An 18406-nucleotide genomic window follows, 5' to 3' on the forward strand; every position below is an offset into this window, starting at 1 on the left:
TTAATTTACCTCAGCACGGTGTGTGATGGATTTTCGTTTAAATAAGGCTAAAACATCATTTTGAATCAGTAATAAGCTTGGAATTAAAATCAAAGTGATGATAGTGGCAAACATAATGCCGTAGCCCAGAGAAACTGCTGCCGGAATTAAAAACTGGGCCTGCCGGGAGGTTTCACTTAATAAAGGCATCAGACCGGCAAATGTGGTGACAGAGGTCAACAATACCGGGCGTAAACGACTTCGGCAGGCGATGCTGATGGCTTGTTTAATATCGTCATATTCATGGCGAATATCATTGAAGCGTGAGACTAGCAGTAGACTGTCGTTGACCACCACACCACTTAAAGCAATGATGCCATTCAACGATAAAATACCTAAGGTCAGATCGTTGACCCAGTGACCCAGTATGGCACCGACAATGCCGAAGGGAATAGCGGTCATAATCAATACCGGCTGAATGTAGGAACGCAACGGAATCGCCAACAGCATATAAATTATCAGGATGGCGATTAATGAGACATGCACCATCGAAGACTCTGTTTCAGCTTGTTCTTCAGCTTCACCGGCGAAGTGAATATCCAGCCCCGGATATTTTCGCATTAAATTAGGCACAATATTCGTCTGTAACTGTGATACCAGTTCAGTAGTGGATAAGATATCTTTGTTCACATCCGCAGAAATATATACCGCCCGTTTTTTATCTATTCGGGTGATTGAATCGCGGGTAAAACCGAAACTGACATTCGCCACACTCGATAATGGCACGACATCGCCATTCGGCGTTCTGACACGTGAGTTGAGTACGTCGGCGGCATTTTGACGTTGTTCTTCCGGATAACGTACCTTGACTTCAATTTCATCACTATTGCGTTGATAGCGTTGAACGACTTGACCACTAAAGCCCTGTAATATTTGTACTGCCAAATCGTTTGTGGTCATCCCCAATGCCCGGCCTTGAGGGTTCAGTGATAAATGTAATTGCGGCTGACCCGGCTCAAGATTATCGTCAATACCACTGATAGCAGGGATAGCCGTCAAGGTATTTTTAATATCGTTACCCGCCAGTTCAAGAATCTGATCATCATTGGCACGTAATTCAATACGAAGATCTTCCACTGATCCATGTCGTGATCTGACACTGACGGTTTTTGCCCCTTCAGGTATGCCGACTAACTGACGCCAGTGATGGCTGAAGGTAGTAATGTCATAAGGTGCACTAGACTTTAGTTCGACCGTGACCGTACCTGCCTGATCACTCGATGACAAAATTTGCAGATTAGCAATATCATCGTTACCACCTAACTCTTTGTCTGTCTGATAAGCCAGTTTTTCCATCAAAGCCAGGTCATTATGTGTCAAGCCATAGCTCACATCGTTTTGCATCGTGAGCTGAGCACGGACGGTATCGCCTGGAATAGAAGGGAAAAAGCTCAGTCTAACCATGCCGGTCATCGGCATAGTCATCACAAAAATAAATAAAGCAATAAACAAAACGGTGACCGCATAGCGTTGGTTTAATGCGAAATTAATTGTTGGGCGGTAACAGGATTGATTAAACCATTGCAGACCACTATCCATCATGTGCTGAATGGTATGCCAGACTTTTAACAATCCACGCTCGCTGATTTGACGCCGGGTGTTCAGATGGGCGAGATGCGCAGGCAGGATTAATTTTGATTCTATAATGGATAAAATCAGACAGATTGTGACCACGGCGGCAAATTGTGAATACAGCCTGCCCAGGCCACCTTCGAGTTGCGATAAGGCGTAGAATGCAGCGACTGTAGTGAAGACACCGAATAGAGTAGGAATCGCAACGATCATGGTGCCTTTGATAGTATTTTCAATAGTATCGCCTTCTTTCGATCTGACATCGTAAACCGATTCACCCACAACGACGGCATCATCAACCACAATACCTAATGCCAACAGAAAGCCAAAGGTAGTGAATTCATTGAGTGATAGCCCCATAAAGCTGTCGCCCATAAAATAAAGTGTGCCGAAAAAGATGAACGGCAGTCCCATGGCAACCCAGAAAGCGACGGTCAGGTTCAGGAACAAAGCAAGCAGAATGAAAACCATAACGATGCCGGTAAAGGCATTTTTAACCAATAATTCCAGACGCTGTTTAATGGATTCGCTACGGTCATACCAGGCTTCGAGCTGAACGTTGTCAGGCAGCTTTCCATCCTGCTGCCATTCCTCAGCTACTTTTTTTGCAGCATTAACCGTATTGGTGATGTCATCCTGACCGGTGGTGATGACTTGTAATGCAATACTGTCATGGCCTTGAAAGCGAGATAAGACCGAAGTACTGTCATCATAGGTATCATTTATTTTGGCGACTTCACCCAACATTAGTTGGTTACCATTCGCCAGTGTGAGTAGCGGAATAGAGGCAAAGTCCTGCTTCAGATAAGCCTGCTCTGATGCTTTTAGCTGCAAGTAAACCGTTTTATTGCGTAATACTGCCGTCATGGTATTGGATGAACCGGCGTTAATTGCTTCTTCTACATCAGATAAAGACAGGCCGTAGGATTGTAATTTGCCATCATCAATTTCTATGGCCATCATCGGATCCAGCCAACCAGAAATATTGACTGAGCTGATATTGGGATTGGCGATTAGGTCAGTTTTTAAATTGTAAGCAAGTTGTTGCAGGCTATGTCTGTCGGTATCTCCATACAACTGCAACCACAGTGAGTGTTCTTCACGTTGTGCTTTTTCAATAACCGGTTTTTTGGCATCAGCCGGAAAGGTAGATATCGCATCAACTTTGGTTTTGACATCACGTAATAAAGTGTCGAGGTCATATTCACTTTGTTTCTCAACATTGACAGTGACGCCTGTACCGGTCGAAGTACTGGTAATACGTTTTATACCAATCACGTCCTCAAGCTGTTCTTCTATCTTTATCGCCAGTCCTTCTTCTGACTGTTTGGCAGAACCGCTGTCATACGATACGGAGATAGTTAAAGAGCTTGGATCCTGGCTTGGGAAGGCTTCTTTGCGTAATTGACCTGACTCCAGCACACCCAGCACAATGACCAGAATCATGAGTAAGTTAGCGGCCACCGGATTAGCGGCAAACCAGCCTATAATCCCACTTGAGAATGATTTTTTCATCATTAAAGCGCTACCTCAACCGGGTTAACAGCCATGCCTTCAAGATAGCTGTTTAAGGGGCTAACGAGGATCATAACGGGCGTATTATTTAAAGATTCAGGTGGTTGTATATAGATATAACCGCTGCTGGAAAATAATGGCGAGGCACTGAATTTTTGCAGAGTGTTATCCGCAGAAACATACCAGACTTCACCGCGTTGACTTAAGGCGCTGTTAGGCAGTTTCCAGACACCAGCGACATTTCTACCTGTGATATGGGCGCTGACAAAGGTACCAGGGAATAGGGCGGGTTCGAGATCCAGAGGTTCATCTACTGCAATAATGAGACTGCGCTGGCGGGTTTCGACATTCAGATTTTGCTCAGCCCTTAAAACACGTCCCTGCCATATATGATGATCTTCGACACTTTCAACTTCAACGGGCCACTTCCCACTGTTGAGTATTGCCAGGCTGGGTAAGTTATTCCACTCTTGAGCGGACAGCGCCACACTGATTTCAACACGATCAGTACTGTATAAGGTCGCCACTTCAGAGCCTGTTTGTACATAACCGCCAGGGGATACGGCACGGTTGATCACTAACGCATCAAAAGGCGCTTTTATAGCGGATTGAGACAGATCTTTTTCAGCTGCTTTTAAGCTGGCCTCTGCCTGTTTTACCGTTGCTTTTGCTGCAGCTAGTTGGGGTTTTCGTAATACTAAATCGGAATCAGGTTCGCCTTCTAATCCCGATGATTTCCATTCACTTAAAGCCTGTAAACCTTGTCGTTCCTCTTCAAGTAAACTGACTTTAGCTGAACTTAATGCCTGGCGTGCACTTTCAACAGCAGCTTGATATTCACTGTTTTCCAGCCTTGCCATTATGGTATTTTTTTTGAGCCGTTTACCGGTTTCAAACTGATCTGATATGGAATCAATCTGTCCGGCCACCTGCGCAGTTAAAGAGATATCAAAGTGCGGTTTGGCCGCACCGTAGGCTTTGACTTCAGATGCATAGCTACCTGCTACCACTTTAATCACAGACACATCCGGGCTCGGTGCTTGCTCTTTTTTCGTCGGAATAGGGCGATTGGCCTGTGCTGCAGACAGGTGCTTTACCACCACGACAGTGATAATCAAAATGCAGCAAGCAATAAAGAATAAAATGATTTTTGGTAGGTGGCGTTTCATGATGCTGTTCCCAGGCCCAGTGCTAAGCCAAGATTAATGCGGTTGATTAAACGTTGATAAATCAGGTTGTCCAGAGAGGCTTCCAGATTGTAGGTTTGTTGTTGAACAGTTAATAAATCCAGAATATCGACTAGGCCGGTTCGATAACTTGTTTGATATTGTTTCAGACTGTTCTGGGCACTTTTTAATGCAGCGGAAATATGTTGCTGACGAGTCATCAGATTTTGTTCCAGACTCAGGTATCGTTCCACTTCATTAATAGCGGTTAATAGTGTTTCTCGGTAGCTCTGGTAGCTATAAGCTTCATTTAACTCAGCTTCTTTGGCAGCAGCACGTAGTTCTCCGCCTTGATAAATCGGGGCTGTCAGTTGCGCCAGTAATGACCACAAAGGTGAAGTCATTAATGCCTGGTGAGGTGAAGAGGCCGCATCTTTGATTGCAGCGCCGAGATCCAAATTAGGCAGTAGTTGTTTATACGCTACTTTGGTTCGTAACTGATTGGCTTCTATTGCAGTATAAGCGGCTTGTAAATCGGGCCGACGTGCCAGAGTTTGTTGTGGTAAGTCAGCTAGTGCCAGTTTGACTTGAGGGTAGCTTTCCGGAGCAGCGACGTCCTGAGCATTGCTCAGTCCCACTAATTGCTTCAAGTCACGCTGTTGTTGACGGTAATCTTCTTGATAGGAAGCCAGACTTGCCCTGGATTGTGCACTGGCACTGCGAGCATTATCCAGATCTTCTAACGTACCAATGCCATTTCTGTAGCGTTGCAGAATATAGGTTTCATTTTGCTCTAGGGTATTCAAGCGCTGCTGTTCTATATCAATGGCATGTGACGTAGCAGTGAGATTTAACCAGGCTTTCATTACTTCGGCGCTCAAACTATCTCGGGCCGCCTGATAAAGCAGGGCTTGTTCTATAACGTCTTTACTGGCTGCCTGACTATTGTTTTTTAACTTACCCCATAGGTCAGCCTGCCAGCTGATATCAATATTACTAGTAAAGCTATCCGAAGCATTTTCACTGCGGGTGGCACTGGCATCCGCACTGACTTGTGGTTTACGTGCCGCATCGGTTTGTTGTAACTGTGTTTGACGAATTTGTAGCGTTAACCAGGTCTGCTGCAATGTGGGATTGTTAGCGACAGCTGTTTCTACCAGCTGATTGAGCTGCTCTGAATCAATCAGACTATTAAGCGAAACAACAGCAATAGCATCAGCAGATTGTGACCAGGCAGGCAGCGCTTGTTGTTGCTCAATTTGTTGTGTGTAATCAGGACTCGCAGGCATGGAAATACATGCTGATAGCAACAATGTAGTACTCAACAGTGTGATTACTTTGCTTTGTCTGACACAAGCTAACTTCATGAATACCTCTATCAACGTTTACCTGCACAGCATAGATGGCTGTCAGTTAAGACGGGGTTAAAAATTACGGCTGCGTTTGCGGCTGTTGTTGGCCGTATTGCAGTAATGTCCTGAGGATGGGACCTAGGAAGGAACAGATAAACATGATGAGAACCATCGGCCACGGTGTCCCATCGCCGAGTAAACCAACCAGCGAACCGCTGAGCGCACCGGCAGCAAAGCCAATGGAGCCCAACAATGCGGTTGCCGTTGCACTGTTGTGGGGGAAAAACTCCACCGTCCCAGACGTGGCATTTGAGACAATCAATCCCATTGCAGCAATAAATAAAATCAATAAACTCACCACAAACCAGAGTTGAGGCTGTGCGATGACACTGACATAGCTTAATAAAATTAAGCTGGTCAGAATTTGTGCGGCTTGCCCTAAACTTAATAAAAAATGTGGTTTGTAATAGTGCAACAAACGAATATTGAGGCGGTTCGCCAGCATCATACCGATCACATTCAAACCAAATAGAAACGGATAGATGGTTTCGCTGATTTCAAAATATCCCATGTACACGGAAGGTGAGCCTGTAATAAAGGCAAACATTCCTGCGAGGGCAAAGCATTGAGAAAAAATAAAGCCCAGAGCACAGCGATGACTCAATACCATGCCATAGCGCTTGAGCATACTAGTGCGTTCGGTTGTCTTTTTACGGGTTTCTGGCAGTCGAAAAAACAGTGCTATGCCGATAGTTAAACCATAGACAAGTAAGAAAACAAAGATAAGCCGCCAGCCACTGATATGCAGGATCAGCATGCCGATAAGTGGCGCCAATAAAGGTGCAAGCATCATGATGACAGCCATGTTGGAAAGGTGTCTGGCACTGTCTTTGCCATGACTTAAATCTCGAATAACAGCGGCAGCATTGACAACGGCAACGCCTCCGCCAATGGCTTGAATAACTCTAAAGCCCCAAACACTGTGGATATCCTGGCTGAAAATAATGCCAATCGTACCTAGACAGAAAATCGTCAAACCACTGCCCGTTGCTGTGCGTCGGCCAAAATGATCGGAGAATGGTCCACCCAATATCTGACCTAGTGCAAAACCAGCCAAGTAGAGGCTCAAGGATATTTCGGTGTCATGAATACTGGTGATTAAATCGTTAGCCATTTGAGGGATGGCTGGTAAGTAGGCATCAATCGCTAACGGCGTCAGCGCGGTCAACGCTGCCAGTAATAAAATAAGTGCCTTCGTTGGCGTTGTCGTTTGGTTCATAAGGTATCAATGGTTGATGAGTCAATAGAGGCAAGTGTCGACTTGAGTAAGTTCGCTAGTAAGGCTTTATCTTTGTTTTCTATCGAAGAAAGGAGCTTTTCAAGTAATACAAAGTGAGCTGGATAGGCCGTGTTGATAATCTTTTTACCACTGCTGGTTAAAGAGACCAACACTTTTCGACGATCCTGTTGACAATGTTTGCGCTGAATGAACATTTTCTGTTCCAGTCTGTCCAGCCGGCTTGTCATGGCACCAGAGGTGAGCAGCATGCTCTGATAAAGTTCTGATGGGGTCAAATAGCATTTGTTTTCACGTTTTAGCGTGGCGAGTACATCAAACTCACCCGGCTTGAGATCAAAGGTCCGGTGTAGCTCGGCCAGTTGCTGTTCAATAGTCTTTGCTATGCGCAAAATTCGGCCGACGACTTTGATGGCATCTGCATCGGTCTCTAGACCCACGTGTTTCCATTGCTGCATGATGACATCCAAATCATCCATATTTTGTGGCGACATGACTTACCTGATTAACTGAAATTTATTTATCTTAACATAGAGATAGTTAACGTTAAGTTAATTTTATTTCACAGTTTTTAAAAGCAAATATTTAATAGCCGCTAGAGGAAGTTTTTCCTGAAATTGAATGTAATATTGATGCTGACTATAGAAGCAAATTATAATATTCGTGATCGCAATGATCAGAAGGATGACAGGATTTATCATTAACTATCAGATCCTGTTTCATCATGCAGAACATGCCGTTCTGATCTCACTTACCGTATTCGGCTACAACGATGAGATGCCTGTCATAACAAGCGTAATGCTTTGTTTTTCATGAACCGTTGTTAGCTGTTTTTATTATCTTGTCCGGAGAGATGTCCTAGTGAGTCATTACAAGCCCTACAATGGTCCAGCTGCTGGTTGGGGTGCACTTATCAGTGTTACTCGTAACTGGTTGGGTAGCAAAAATGCTATATCCAACATCCGTGCGATGCTGAAAACAAATCAGGATCACGGTCTTGACTGCCCAGGGTGTGCCTGGGGGGAAACGCCTGAAAAAGGCATGATTAAATTTTGTGAAAATGGCGCTAAAGCAGTTAACTGGGAAGCCACTGGCCGTAAGGTCACCCCAGCCTTTTTCGCTAAGTACAGTAATACTGAATTACTCAAAGAGAGTGATTTCTGGTTGGAGTCACAAGGCCGTATTACCCATCCGATGCGTTACAACGCAGACACAGATCATTACGAGACCATTACCTGGCAAGAAGCGTTTGATACAGTAGCAAAACATCTTAACCAACTTGATTCTCCTCATCAGGCAGAATTCTACACCTCTGGTCGCGCCAGTAACGAAGCGGCATTTTTGTATCAGCTTTTTGTTCGTGCCTTTGGTACCAATAATTTTCCTGACTGCTCCAATATGTGCCATGAAGCCAGTGGTATAGGCATGTCTGAAGCAATTGGCGTGGGAAAAGGAACGGTTACCTTTGAAGACTTTGCTGAAGCGGATGCGATTTTTGTCATCGGTCAAAATCCAGGCACCAATCATCCACGCATGTTGGAACCGTTAAGTGAAGCGGTAAAACGTGGCGCGCATGTGGTGTGCTTTAACCCACTAAAAGAACGTGGCCTGGAACGGTTCCAACACCCACAAAGCCCACTTGAAATGCTGACCAATGAGTCAGAGCCTACGAATAGCGCCTATTTCAGACCCGCATTAGGTGGTGATATGGCAGCTATCCGTGGTATGGCCAAATTCTTATTACAATGGGATCGTGAAGCGCAGCAAAAAGGCAAACCTGCCGTATTAGACCATGAGTTTATCCAGCAACATACACACGGTATGGACGATTATTTTGCCGAAATCGATAACACCCCTTGGGAGTTAATCGAATCTCAGTCGGGTTTGAGCCTGGCTGAAATTGAAATGGCTGCCAGAATTTATAGTAAAGCTGAGCGTGTCATTATGTGTTGGGCTATGGGGATCACACAGCATGTGCATTCAGTACCGACAGTACAGGAAATTGTGAATCTGCAATTACTGCGTGGCAATATCGGTCGTCCTGGGGCGGGATTATCGCCTGTACGTGGTCACAGCAATGTGCAGGGTGATCGTACGATGGGGATTGATGAGCAACCACCGGAATGGTTATTGGATGCGATTGAAAAACGCTTTGATTTTAAAGTCCCGCGCGATCATGGACATACAACGGTTCAGGCCATTGATGCGATGGAAAAAGGTCAGGCGAAAGTGTTCTTCGGACTCGGTGGTAACTTTGTTCAGGCTACACCAGATACAGTACGCTCACATCAGGCCATGCGAAATTGTGATCTGACTGTGCAGATTTCAACCAAATTGAACCGTAGTCATCTTGTTACTGGAAAAGAAGCCTTGATCCTGCCTTGTCTGGGGCGTACGGAAAAAGACTTCCAGAAATCAGGTTTGCAGGGTGTGACGGTTGAAGATACCTTCAGCATGGTTCATATCTCCTATGGCCAGTTGAAACCGTTTTCACCTTTATTACGTTCTGAAGCTTCTATTATTGCTGGTATCGCCAAAGCCACATTAGGTAATAAGCCCGTGGATTGGGAATGGCTGGTAGAAGACTATGATCGCATCCGTGACTTAATCGCTGAAGTCATTCCTGGTTTTGAAGGTTTCAGTGAGAAAATACAACATCCGGGTGGCTTCTACTTAGGTAATGCGGCGGCGGAACATCAATGGAACACTTCAACAGGCAAAGCTAACTTTGTTGCCAATCCATTACCTAAAACCTTGTTACAGGATCAGGTCACCATGAAAGGGCAAACGCCAGATCTGATTTTGCAAACCATGCGTTCACACGACCAATACAATACAACGGTTTACAGTATGAATGACCGTTACCGTGGTGTGTATGGCATGCGTGATGTGGTCTTTGCAAATGAAGCGGATATTAAACGTCTTGGCCTCGAGCATGGCCAGAAAGTTGACATGATTACCGTTTGGGAAGATGGCAAAGAAAGAAAAGTGTCTAACTTCACCTTGTTGAGTTATGACATCCCGCAAGGTCAGGCGGCAGCATATTATCCGGAAACGAATCCATTAGTGCCACTGGAAAGTTATGGTGATAAGACTTTTACACCGACTTCTAAATTCATTGCAATTAAAGTGGTGGCCAGTGCAGCTAATGCCAATGAAGCGGTGACAGCATCTGTAGCCTAAGTTAGACCAGGCAAGAAATAAAAAAGGCACTGATGATCAGTGCCTTTTTTTATGTGATATAGCAAGTGTATTTGCTATTAGATTTCCGCTACTGCTTCCATGCATTCAGGCAAGGTTTTACTGGGCACCTGAATGTGAGCCACAGTAGGCAGTTCACTTAAGGTAATCAAACTAGGTCTACACAACATCGGGTTATTGGTGATGTTGTGTAGACCTTTTCATTTCAACAACGCCGCATTAGCGGGTTTGGTTTACAGTATTTGGTGTATTAATACCTAAAGTGTTAAAATCACTGTCACAATAAACTATATGGTTTATACTGTTCGTGATATTCATACTTTGGGTGTTAAAATGTCATCTAAGATAAACTGGCTTGTTGCTCATACTTCTCCTGGTGCGCTAGTACTTCAGCAATGGCTGACTGAAAACGGTGTGAGCTACTCGTTGGCTCAAAAGTACGCGCAGAACGGTTGGCTAAAGAAGCTATGTTCTGGCGTGTATTATCGTCCAGATGCGCAGGGCGATATAAAGCCAACTTGGGTTGATGCCATTCAAGCATTAGATGTGCAATTGGGCGTTTCAGTTCATTTGGCTGGATTGAGCAGCTTAACTCACCAGGGACTGAGTCACTATTTACAGCTGAACAAAGAGCAAGTTTGGATTTGCGTTAAAAACAAGTCGTCCTTACCAAAATGGTTTCGTGAATTCCCTTATCAGAATTGGTTTTACTGTGGAAACCATAAGCTTGAAGTGAATCCCGAGAAAGATTTGAAAAGGATCACTGTTAAAGAGAAAGAACTCACTGTCAGCTGTGCAGAACTTGCTGCCTATGAAGTGGTAGACGGGATTGGGAAGCTGATTTCATTTGAGCATGTCGCAGAATTATTTCAGGGTTTAGTCAATCTTAGCCCTAGAAAAGTACAAGATATTCTTGAACGAAGCAGCTCTGTTCAGGCAAACCGAATATTTCTATTTCTGGGTCGATACTACGATCACCAGTGGGTCAATCGCATAGATGAAACAAGAATTAAATTGGGTGCAGGAAAGCGGCAGGTTGTCGAAAAAGGACGTTTTGATGAGCGATATCAAATCACAGTGCCAGAGATATTAAGCGTCAAAAAAGGTGAACAACATAATGGATAAAGATAGCCCATATTACAAACAGGTTTCCTTGCTCATAAGAATGCTTCCTGTGGTAGCAACAGAGACGGTTTTTGCACTTAAAGGTGGCACCGCCATTAATTTATTTGTGAGAGATTTTCCTCGGTTATCTGTAGATATTGATCTTGCTTATCTTCCACTTGAACCAAGAGATGAGGCTTTGATTAATGTCAGGGCTGCATTGCAACGGATTACAGACAGAATCAATACTCAACCAGATATCCGAGCGGCATTTCAGGATAATAAAGCTGATGAACTGAGAATCGTTGTATCAAGTCCGGTTGCGACGATCAAAATTGAAGTGTCGCCCGTCGCCAGAGGTACATTGCATAGTGCAGAAATAATGCCAGTTCAAGAGTCTGTTGAAGACGAGTTTGGTTATGCTGAGATTCAGGTAGCCAGTCTTCCAGATCTGTATGGTGGAAAATTGTGTGCTGCAATGGATCGCCAACATCCTCGCGACTTATTTGATGTGCGTATGTTACTTGGCAGTGAAGGGATTTCGAGAGAGATTTTGGTGGGTTTTTTAACCTATACATTAAGTCACCCTCGGCCTATTAATGAAGTCATGTCGCCAAACTGGCAGCCTCTAAATGAGAAATTTCAGGCAGAATTTGACGGAATGACTTTTGAAAAAGTTGAATGCGAAGACTTAGCCTCTGTTAGGCCCATGATGTTAATTGAACTGCAAAAACATTTCACAGAAAGGGATCATGCTTTCCTTATGTCATTCAAAAGAGGGCAACCTGACTGGGCATTGTTTGACTATCCTAATGCAGCAGACTTGCCAGCGATTCGTTGGAAGTTGCAGAACATTAACAAATTGGCAAAGAATCAAGCAAAACATCAAGAGCAATTAGATAAATTGAAGCAAGTGCTTGATGATTGGCTTGTTAACGCAAACGCCGAGTAATTCGTTTATAACAAACCTCAACGAGCTATAAGCCCCCTAGTTAGATTGCGATTTCTTCAATCTATCTAACCGAGTCCACATAGGACAACTGCATAGACTGGAGCCTCGATATACATTAACGAGGACTCCTCATGCGAAAACTATCTCCAATCATTCTGGCGCTTGCGCTGTCTCCTTTGGTTCAAGCTGAACCTGTGTCTGAAGTGTCGCCCGTTGGCAAAATTGACGGCATGGTTTCTTTACCTGTCACGGGTATGAAAGCGGTCGAAAGCAATGGCCGTATTGTTTTCATGTCAGACAGTGGCCGGTTCGTCATTGATGGCACGCTCTATGATGCCTGGTCGAAAAAGCCGCTTACCAGCCTTGAAGAAATTCGTGAAGCGGGTAACACGCTGGACTTAAGTCGTCTTGGCTTAAAAATGGATGATTTGAATCCACTGACGCTGGGTGAAGGCAAAAAGAAAGTGGTGGTCTTTGTTGATCCCCGGTGTCCGCATTGCCATGAGCTTTTGAAACAAGCCTTACCGTTAACCAAAGAATACACCTTCCAAATTCTCCCTGTGCCAGTGCTTGGTCCTGATTCAGAGCGTCAGGTTCGCCAGCTTGGCTGTGCGCGTGACAGGAAAGCGGCCACCGATGCATTGCTCAGTGGCCGGATTGGTAACCTAGATCAGGATGATGCCTGCAACTTAGAGCCAATGCAGCGTACCTTGGTGACCGCTCAAATTCTGGGCATTCAAGGTGTGCCTTTCATCGTCGCCAATGATGGTCGCATCAGTCGAGGCCGTCCTTATGATCTTTCTGCTTGGTTGGAGGGGCGTTAATGAAAGCCTCTCTGTATTCAGGGCAACGCGCTTCAGAGCTCTTGCCAGTATTGGCCTATTCAGACGATGAGCAACTGTTTTTCATGGAAGACCAGAGTGTTGGCTTTGGTTTTCTATGTGACCCATTGCCTGGTGGTGATGAGTCTGTTGCAGACAGGGTTAATGTTCTACTCAACAACGACTGGCCAAAAGACACTTTGCTGCAATTTGGCCTGTACGCATCCCCTGATATTCAAACCGACCTTCAGCGCATGATGGGTTTACGGCATCGTCAATCCGATCCATTGCTCAGGGCGTCGATACGCAAACGTGCGGATTTCCTCGATGGCGGCACGGTTCAACCGATAGAAGAATCGACCCAGACTCAGGTACGCAACTTTCAACTGATCGTCACCTGCAAATTGCCTTTGGAAAGTCCTATACCGACGGAGCGTGAGTTGAGTCGAGCATCTGCGCTTCGGGCTTCTTTCTCGCAAGCGCTGGCAACGGTTGGTTTTCGCGTCACTGAGATGACTGACCGAAACTGGCTCGCGGCATTAAGTGCGCAGCTTAACTGGGGAAAAGATGCTTCTTGGCGCAATCCATCACCAATCCGCAGTGAGGCAGATAAACCACTTCGAGAGCAAGTGTTGGATTATGACCGAGCTATCAAGGTGGACAGCCAAGGTCTGATGCTGGGTGATTACCGAGTTAAAACCTTATCATTTAAGCGCTTGCCTGAGCGGATCTGGTTTGGTCATGCCGCAAGTTTTGCGGGCGATATGATGACGGGCAGTCGAGGTTTACGCGGCAGCTTTTTGCTGAATGTCACCATTCACTTTCCTTCAGCTGAGGCCATGCGATCTCGTTTAGAGACGAAGCGTCAATGGGCGGTCAATCAGGCCTATGGCCCGATGCTCAAGTTTGTGCCGGTGCTTGCAGCCAAGAAAAAGGGATTTGATGTTCTTTTTGAAGCCTTGCAAGAAGGTGATCGTCCTATTCGTGCAAATATGACTTTGACGCTGTTTTCACCAACGGAAGAAGCGTCCATCAGCTCTGTTTCAAATGCTCGAACCTATTTCAAAGAGCTCGGATTTGAGCTGATGGAAGACAAGTACTTCTGTTTGCCCATTTTCCTGAATGCCTTGCCATTTGGTGCTGACCGCCAGGCGATGAACGACTTGTTTCGATTCAAGACCATGGCGACACGGCATGTCATCCCTCTGTTGCCTTTGTTTGCGGATTGGAAAGGCACTGGCACGCCGGTGATTAACTTTGTTTCCCGTAATGGTCAGATCATGAGTGTGTCCCTTTATGACTCGGGCAGTAATTACAACTGTTGCATCGCGGCGCAATCGGGGTCGGGTAAGTCATTCCTAGTGAACGAAATCATCTCCTCCTACTTATCAGAAGGCGGGCAATGCTGGGTGATTGATGTTGGCCGGTCTTATGAAAAGCTGTGTGAAGTCTATGACGGTGAGTTCTTACAGTTCGGGCGGGACAGTGGCATTTGCTTAAATCCGTTTGAAATCGTTGAGGACTATGACGAAGAAGCGGATGTACTGGTTGGGTTATTGGCCGCAATGGCCGCACCTACGCAGTCATTAACCGATTTTCAGATGGCCAACTTAAAACGTCAGACCCGTGAACTGTGGGAGAAAAAAGGTCGTGCCATGTTAGTTGATGATGTGGCAGAGGCTTTAAAAAATCACGAAGACCGACGTGTGCAAGACGTGGGTGAGCAGCTCTATCCGTTTACGACACAGGGCGAATATGGCCGCTTCTTTAATGGCCACAACAATATTCGCTTCAAAAACCGTTTCACCGTTTTGGAGTTAGAAGAGCTCAAGGGGCGTAAGCACTTGCAACAAGTGGTGTTGCTTCAGCTTATCTACCAAATCCAACAAGAGATGTACTTAGGTGAGCGGGATCGTCGCAAGATTGTGTTCATCGACGAAGCCTGGGATCTGCTGACTCAAGGTGATGTCGGTAAGTTCATCGAAACCGGTTACCGTCGATTTCGAAAATATGGCGGCAGTGCTGTAACGGTAACGCAGTCGGTCAACGATTTGTACGACAGCCCAACAGGTAAAGCCATCGCTGAAAACTCGGCCAATATGTACCTGCTTGGCCAAAAAGCCGAAACCATCAACGCGCTCAAAAAAGAAGGCCGCTTGCCACTAGGTGAAGGCGGTTATGAGTACCTAAAAACTGTTCATACCGTCACGGGTGTCTATTCCGAAATTTTCTTTATTACCGAAATGGGCACCGGGATTGGCCGCCTCATCGTCGATCCGTTTCACAAGCTGTTGTACTCGTCCCGTGCAGAAGATGTAAACGCGATTAAACAGTTAACGCGCAAAGGCCTTTCTGTTGCTGATGCCATCTCTCAGTTGTTGAAGGAGCGAGGCTATGAATAAGACCACGCTTTGGCCATTTATGGCCTCTATTACTTTGTCTATTGCTGGTAGCGGTTTAATGACCAGCTGGCTCTTAATGAAAACACTCGAACCCATCCACAGCCAGTTGGCGTTAAGTACGCCCATTGCAGTCGTAGATTTTGGGGAGGCGGTGTTGTCACTGGGCCCCAATGCCAGCGAACAAGACATCGAATCCAGGTTGCTTCAGACCAATCAGCAAATTGAAAAGTTAAAAACAGCCGGTTTTATCGTGCTGGATGCCCAAGCGGTGGTGGGTGCTGATGATTCCGTATTTGTGCCAGTAGGCTCAAAGGAGGTGTCTCATGCAGATACTCCGTAAAAGAATGCATTGGCGGCCATACCTCATCCGGTTGACTGTTCTTGCGTTAATCATGGCCTTGGTAGGCACCTACGCCATGATGCGCTACCGAATAGGTATTGATACCCAGCAAGAGCGCTGCCTGCCTGATACCACGGTGTATCTGATTGACCTATGGAATAAAGAGCCCGTTAAGGATGGTTTGTATGCCTTCCACTCAAAAGGACTCGCTCCGTTATATAACGACGGTACTCGGATGCTTAAACGCCTAACAGGGATGCCTGGGGATGAAGTCAATGTGACGCCTGAGCATGTGCTGGTGAACGGTGCTGAAGTCTCTACCGGCATGGCATTAGCCCAGCGTCTTGGTGTGGCGGAATCACAATTTAGCCGCTCATTGACGCTGCAAGAAAACGAATATTGGTTTTCCGGCGAGGCTGCAACGAGTTTCGACTCCCGTTATTGGAATGCCGTTAAGCGCGAGCAGATTGTCGGTCGCGCTTGGCCGCTTTTGTAGGAGGTGGAAGATGAGAAGACTATGCCTCTTATTTTTGTTGGTTGCTCCATTGGCTTGGGTTCAAGTGTCCTGGGCACAAGAGCCTTATCCGTTGTCTGATGAGGACAAAAAGATCGTCGAAATGAGCCGCAGCATTTTACAAAGTGCTGTGGATGGTTCATCTGAATTTATCGAGCCTTTTTCACCGATTGAACAACCTAAGTCGCGTAAACACAACGATGAATGGTTGATATTTGCGTCGTCCTCACTGGGGGATTCCTCACTAAAGCAGCTTTTTAAAGAGGCCAGTGCTACGGGCGCTATTGTGTTGTTTCGGGGAATTCCTGAAGGAAAGACCTTGGGGGCGGCTATCCGTGATTGGCATATGCTGATGACAGGGCTAGATCCTGTTCCTCAGGTTCGAATCGATCCGAAAGCCTTTGTGCACTGGCGGGTGACTAGCGTGCCTGCCATTTTCCGCATAGAAGATAACAAGGTGACTGCAAGTGCACTAGGGGTTTACAGCAAGGACTGGTTGCAGCGTCAAATTGAAACAGGCAATACCGGTTCATTGGGTCAACGCGGTCCTATTCATTCCATTTTAGAACCGGATTTGATGCAAGTGGCGATGCAGCGTTTACAGTCGCTTGACCTGGGCGCGTTAAAGAAAAAAGCCATTGAGCGATTCTGGTCTCGCCAAACTTTCACTGACTTACCCAAAGCCACGCAGTATCGGATAAGAACGGTTGATCCAACCATCGTCATGCAGCGGCCACTATTGGATGCCAATGGTCGAACATTGATCCCAGCAGGAACGCGTGTTAACCCGCTCAAAGCCTTGCCATTTACTCAGCAGCTCGTGGTGTTTAATGCGTCGAACGCTGAAGAAGTGGACGCAGTAGCGCATTGGCTTGAGACGCAAGATAGGACGCTGCGCCGCATTACGCTTATCACCACGCAGCTCGACCGTGCACAAGGCTGGAATCGCCTCAATGCGCTCGAAAAGACATTGGACAGTCCGGTTTACCTTCTCAATGCCTCGCTAAAGCAGCGGTTTGATCTGCAAGTCACTCCATCGTTTGTTCAAGCAAAGGGACTCGCGTTTGAAATAGAAGAAATTCCAGCAAAGGAGCTTGTTCATGAAAAAGCTCAATAATACGTATCGTCTGATGCGGACTCTCGTTGTCATGCTTGTCCTGGGCGCATCTATTCCTGCAAAAGCCGAACTGACCTGCCCAGACGCGGGTTTATTGTCGGGTAAGTTGCTGACGGATGTTTGCTGGTCATGCATTTTTCCTATCCGGGTTGCCGGTCTTCCTCTTGGCTCTGGCAGTGTCCCAAGCGGCGCATCAAACAAGTCATTTTGCTTATGTGAAGACAACTTAGGTGTGCCAAGGCCAGGTATTGTTACCAGCATGTGGGAGCCAGCGCGTTTGATTGAACTGGTCAGAACGCCAGGTTGTTCGCCTTCACTGGGAGGGATTCGTTTACCGTTAGGTGATAGGCGATTGCAAGGTGGTCATGGTGAAGGTGAATACGATACCGGTGATCTTGCTTTCTACCATTACCATTATTACGCCTTTCCGCTTTTGGTCATGCTCGATTTGTTCATGGATGGCAATTGCAATGCCGATGGTTACATGGACTTTGACTTGATGTATTTGTCGGAATTGGACCCAACATGGCTGAACGATGAACTGGCCTTTTTTACTCAGCCTGAAGCGGCTGCCGTTGCCAATCCATTGGCTATATCTGCTTGTACCGCTGACGCTGCTTCATCAACGCTTGGTAAACCCATCGACCAGTTGTTTTGGTGTGCTGGCAGTTGGGGCCATCTCTACCCGTTATCTGGCCACACCTTAGCCTTTGGCTCATTAGCAGAAAACACCAGCCATTTAGCGGCGCGTGCAATCGCGGCTCAACACAGGCGTGGTCTTGCTAGGCGAACAATGGGGAACAGTGCGCTATGCCGACCTGTTATCGAACCCATGCTGCCGAAATCCCAATACAAGATGAGTATGTTCTTCCCAGTACCGGAAACTGAAAGTGCGCATGTCATTGGTGAAAGCACTATGAAATGGGGAGAGTGGCGAACGATCCCCGGTGCCGGAGAAGATGCGCTCTACATTTTGTGGCGCTGGCAAGACTGCTGTAACTCGGGAGGTTAACT

At 46.2% G+C, this 18406-nt stretch carries 14 protein-coding genes; 9 read left to right on the forward strand and 5 right to left on the reverse strand.

Features of this window, described 5'->3' with window-relative positions; translation table 11 throughout:
* From QQL60_RS01590 to QQL60_RS01610, 5 genes are all read right to left on the reverse strand, one after another.
* Positions 1-3129, reverse strand: coding sequence for an efflux RND transporter permease subunit (locus tag QQL60_RS01590; protein ID WP_007145754.1), 3129 nt, complete (start codon positions 3127-3129; stop codon positions 1-3).
* The gene (locus tag QQL60_RS01595) at positions 3129-4295 is read right to left on the reverse strand and encodes an efflux RND transporter periplasmic adaptor subunit (protein ID WP_284451754.1); all 1167 of its coding nucleotides are present in this window, start codon (positions 4293-4295) and stop codon (positions 3129-3131) included. The genes QQL60_RS01590 and QQL60_RS01595 overlap by 1 nt, the downstream gene beginning before the upstream one ends.
* The gene (locus QQL60_RS01600; RefSeq protein ID WP_050797528.1) at positions 4292-5659 is read right to left on the reverse strand and encodes a TolC family protein; all 1368 of its coding nucleotides are present in this window, start codon (positions 5657-5659) and stop codon (positions 4292-4294) included. The genes QQL60_RS01595 and QQL60_RS01600 overlap by 4 nt, the downstream gene beginning before the upstream one ends.
* Positions 5660-5723: 64 nt before the next feature.
* Positions 5724-6923, reverse strand: a complete 1200-nt coding sequence (locus QQL60_RS01605; RefSeq protein WP_284722192.1) for a multidrug effflux MFS transporter — start codon at positions 6921-6923, stop codon at positions 5724-5726.
* The gene (locus QQL60_RS01610) at positions 6920-7435 is read right to left on the reverse strand and encodes a MarR family winged helix-turn-helix transcriptional regulator (protein ID WP_284722193.1); all 516 of its coding nucleotides are present in this window, start codon (positions 7433-7435) and stop codon (positions 6920-6922) included. Before QQL60_RS01610 ends, QQL60_RS01605 begins: the two co-directional genes overlap by 4 nt.
* Before the next feature lie 367 nt (positions 7436-7802).
* On the opposite strand from QQL60_RS01610, the gene QQL60_RS01615 reads away from it, so the two are divergent.
* From QQL60_RS01615 to QQL60_RS01655, 9 genes are all read left to right on the forward strand, one after another.
* On the forward strand, positions 7803-10124 hold the full coding sequence (locus QQL60_RS01615) for an FdhF/YdeP family oxidoreductase (RefSeq protein WP_284451751.1): 2322 nt from the start codon (positions 7803-7805) through the stop codon (positions 10122-10124).
* 309 nt (positions 10125-10433) lie between these two features.
* Positions 10434-11267 (forward strand): type IV toxin-antitoxin system AbiEi family antitoxin, encoded by an 834-nt coding sequence (locus QQL60_RS01620; RefSeq protein WP_431356877.1) that lies wholly within the window; start codon positions 10434-10436, stop codon positions 11265-11267.
* A complete protein-coding gene (locus tag QQL60_RS01625) occupies positions 11260-12198 on the forward strand; it encodes a nucleotidyl transferase AbiEii/AbiGii toxin family protein (protein WP_284722194.1) in 939 nt (312 codons plus the stop codon). Before QQL60_RS01620 ends, QQL60_RS01625 begins: the two co-directional genes overlap by 8 nt.
* Before the next feature lie 131 nt (positions 12199-12329).
* A complete protein-coding gene (locus QQL60_RS01630; RefSeq protein WP_045611031.1) occupies positions 12330-13022 on the forward strand; it encodes a DsbC family protein in 693 nt (230 codons plus the stop codon).
* Positions 13022-15421, forward strand: coding sequence for a type IV secretion system protein TraC (traC, locus tag QQL60_RS01635; RefSeq protein WP_024008831.1), 2400 nt, complete (start codon positions 13022-13024; stop codon positions 15419-15421). Before QQL60_RS01630 ends, traC begins: the two co-directional genes overlap by 1 nt.
* Positions 15414-15761 carry a hypothetical protein gene (locus QQL60_RS01640; RefSeq protein WP_015066569.1) on the forward strand — a complete coding sequence of 116 codons (348 nt, stop codon included), beginning with the start codon at positions 15414-15416 and terminating at the stop codon, positions 15759-15761. Before traC ends, QQL60_RS01640 begins: the two co-directional genes overlap by 8 nt.
* A complete protein-coding gene (locus QQL60_RS01645; protein WP_284722195.1) occupies positions 15745-16257 on the forward strand; it encodes a S26 family signal peptidase in 513 nt (170 codons plus the stop codon). Before QQL60_RS01640 ends, QQL60_RS01645 begins: the two co-directional genes overlap by 17 nt.
* A gap of 10 nt (positions 16258-16267) precedes the next feature.
* The gene (locus tag QQL60_RS01650; RefSeq protein ID WP_284722196.1) at positions 16268-17392 is read left to right on the forward strand and encodes a TrbC family F-type conjugative pilus assembly protein; all 1125 of its coding nucleotides are present in this window, start codon (positions 16268-16270) and stop codon (positions 17390-17392) included.
* Entirely contained in the window at positions 17376-18404 is a 1029-nt protein-coding gene (locus QQL60_RS01655) for a TraU family protein (RefSeq protein ID WP_064663792.1), read from the forward strand. The genes QQL60_RS01650 and QQL60_RS01655 overlap by 17 nt, the downstream gene beginning before the upstream one ends.
* Positions 18405-18406 lie beyond the last annotated feature (2 nt).

The organism is Methylophaga thalassica (assembly GCF_030159795.1).
Lineage (GTDB): Bacteria > Pseudomonadota > Gammaproteobacteria > Nitrosococcales > Methylophagaceae > Methylophaga > Methylophaga thalassica.

Coding starts and splice junctions, on each gene's coding strand:
- QQL60_RS01590 (WP_007145754.1), bottom strand. CDS start 3,129: ATGATGAAAAAATCATTCTCAAGTGGGATTATAGGCTGGTTTGCCGCT.
- QQL60_RS01595 (WP_284451754.1), bottom strand. CDS start 4,295: ATGAAACGCCACCTACCAAAAATCATTTTATTCTTTATTGCTTGCTGC.
- QQL60_RS01600 (WP_050797528.1), bottom strand. CDS start 5,659: ATGAAGTTAGCTTGTGTCAGACAAAGCAAAGTAATCACACTGTTGAGT.
- QQL60_RS01605 (WP_284722192.1), bottom strand. CDS start 6,923: ATGAACCAAACGACAACGCCAACGAAGGCACTTATTTTATTACTGGCA.
- QQL60_RS01610 (WP_284722193.1), bottom strand. CDS start 7,435: ATGTCGCCACAAAATATGGATGATTTGGATGTCATCATGCAGCAATGG.
- QQL60_RS01620 (WP_431356877.1), top strand. CDS start 10,434: ATGGTTTATACTGTTCGTGATATTCATACTTTGGGTGTTAAAATGTCA.
- QQL60_RS01625 (WP_284722194.1), top strand. CDS start 11,260: ATGGATAAAGATAGCCCATATTACAAACAGGTTTCCTTGCTCATAAGA.
- QQL60_RS01630 (WP_045611031.1), top strand. CDS start 12,330: ATGCGAAAACTATCTCCAATCATTCTGGCGCTTGCGCTGTCTCCTTTG.
- traC (WP_024008831.1), top strand. CDS start 13,022: ATGAAAGCCTCTCTGTATTCAGGGCAACGCGCTTCAGAGCTCTTGCCA.
- QQL60_RS01640 (WP_015066569.1), top strand. CDS start 15,414: ATGAATAAGACCACGCTTTGGCCATTTATGGCCTCTATTACTTTGTCT.
- QQL60_RS01645 (WP_284722195.1), top strand. CDS start 15,745: ATGCAGATACTCCGTAAAAGAATGCATTGGCGGCCATACCTCATCCGG.
- QQL60_RS01650 (WP_284722196.1), top strand. CDS start 16,268: ATGAGAAGACTATGCCTCTTATTTTTGTTGGTTGCTCCATTGGCTTGG.
- QQL60_RS01655 (WP_064663792.1), top strand. CDS start 17,376: ATGAAAAAGCTCAATAATACGTATCGTCTGATGCGGACTCTCGTTGTC.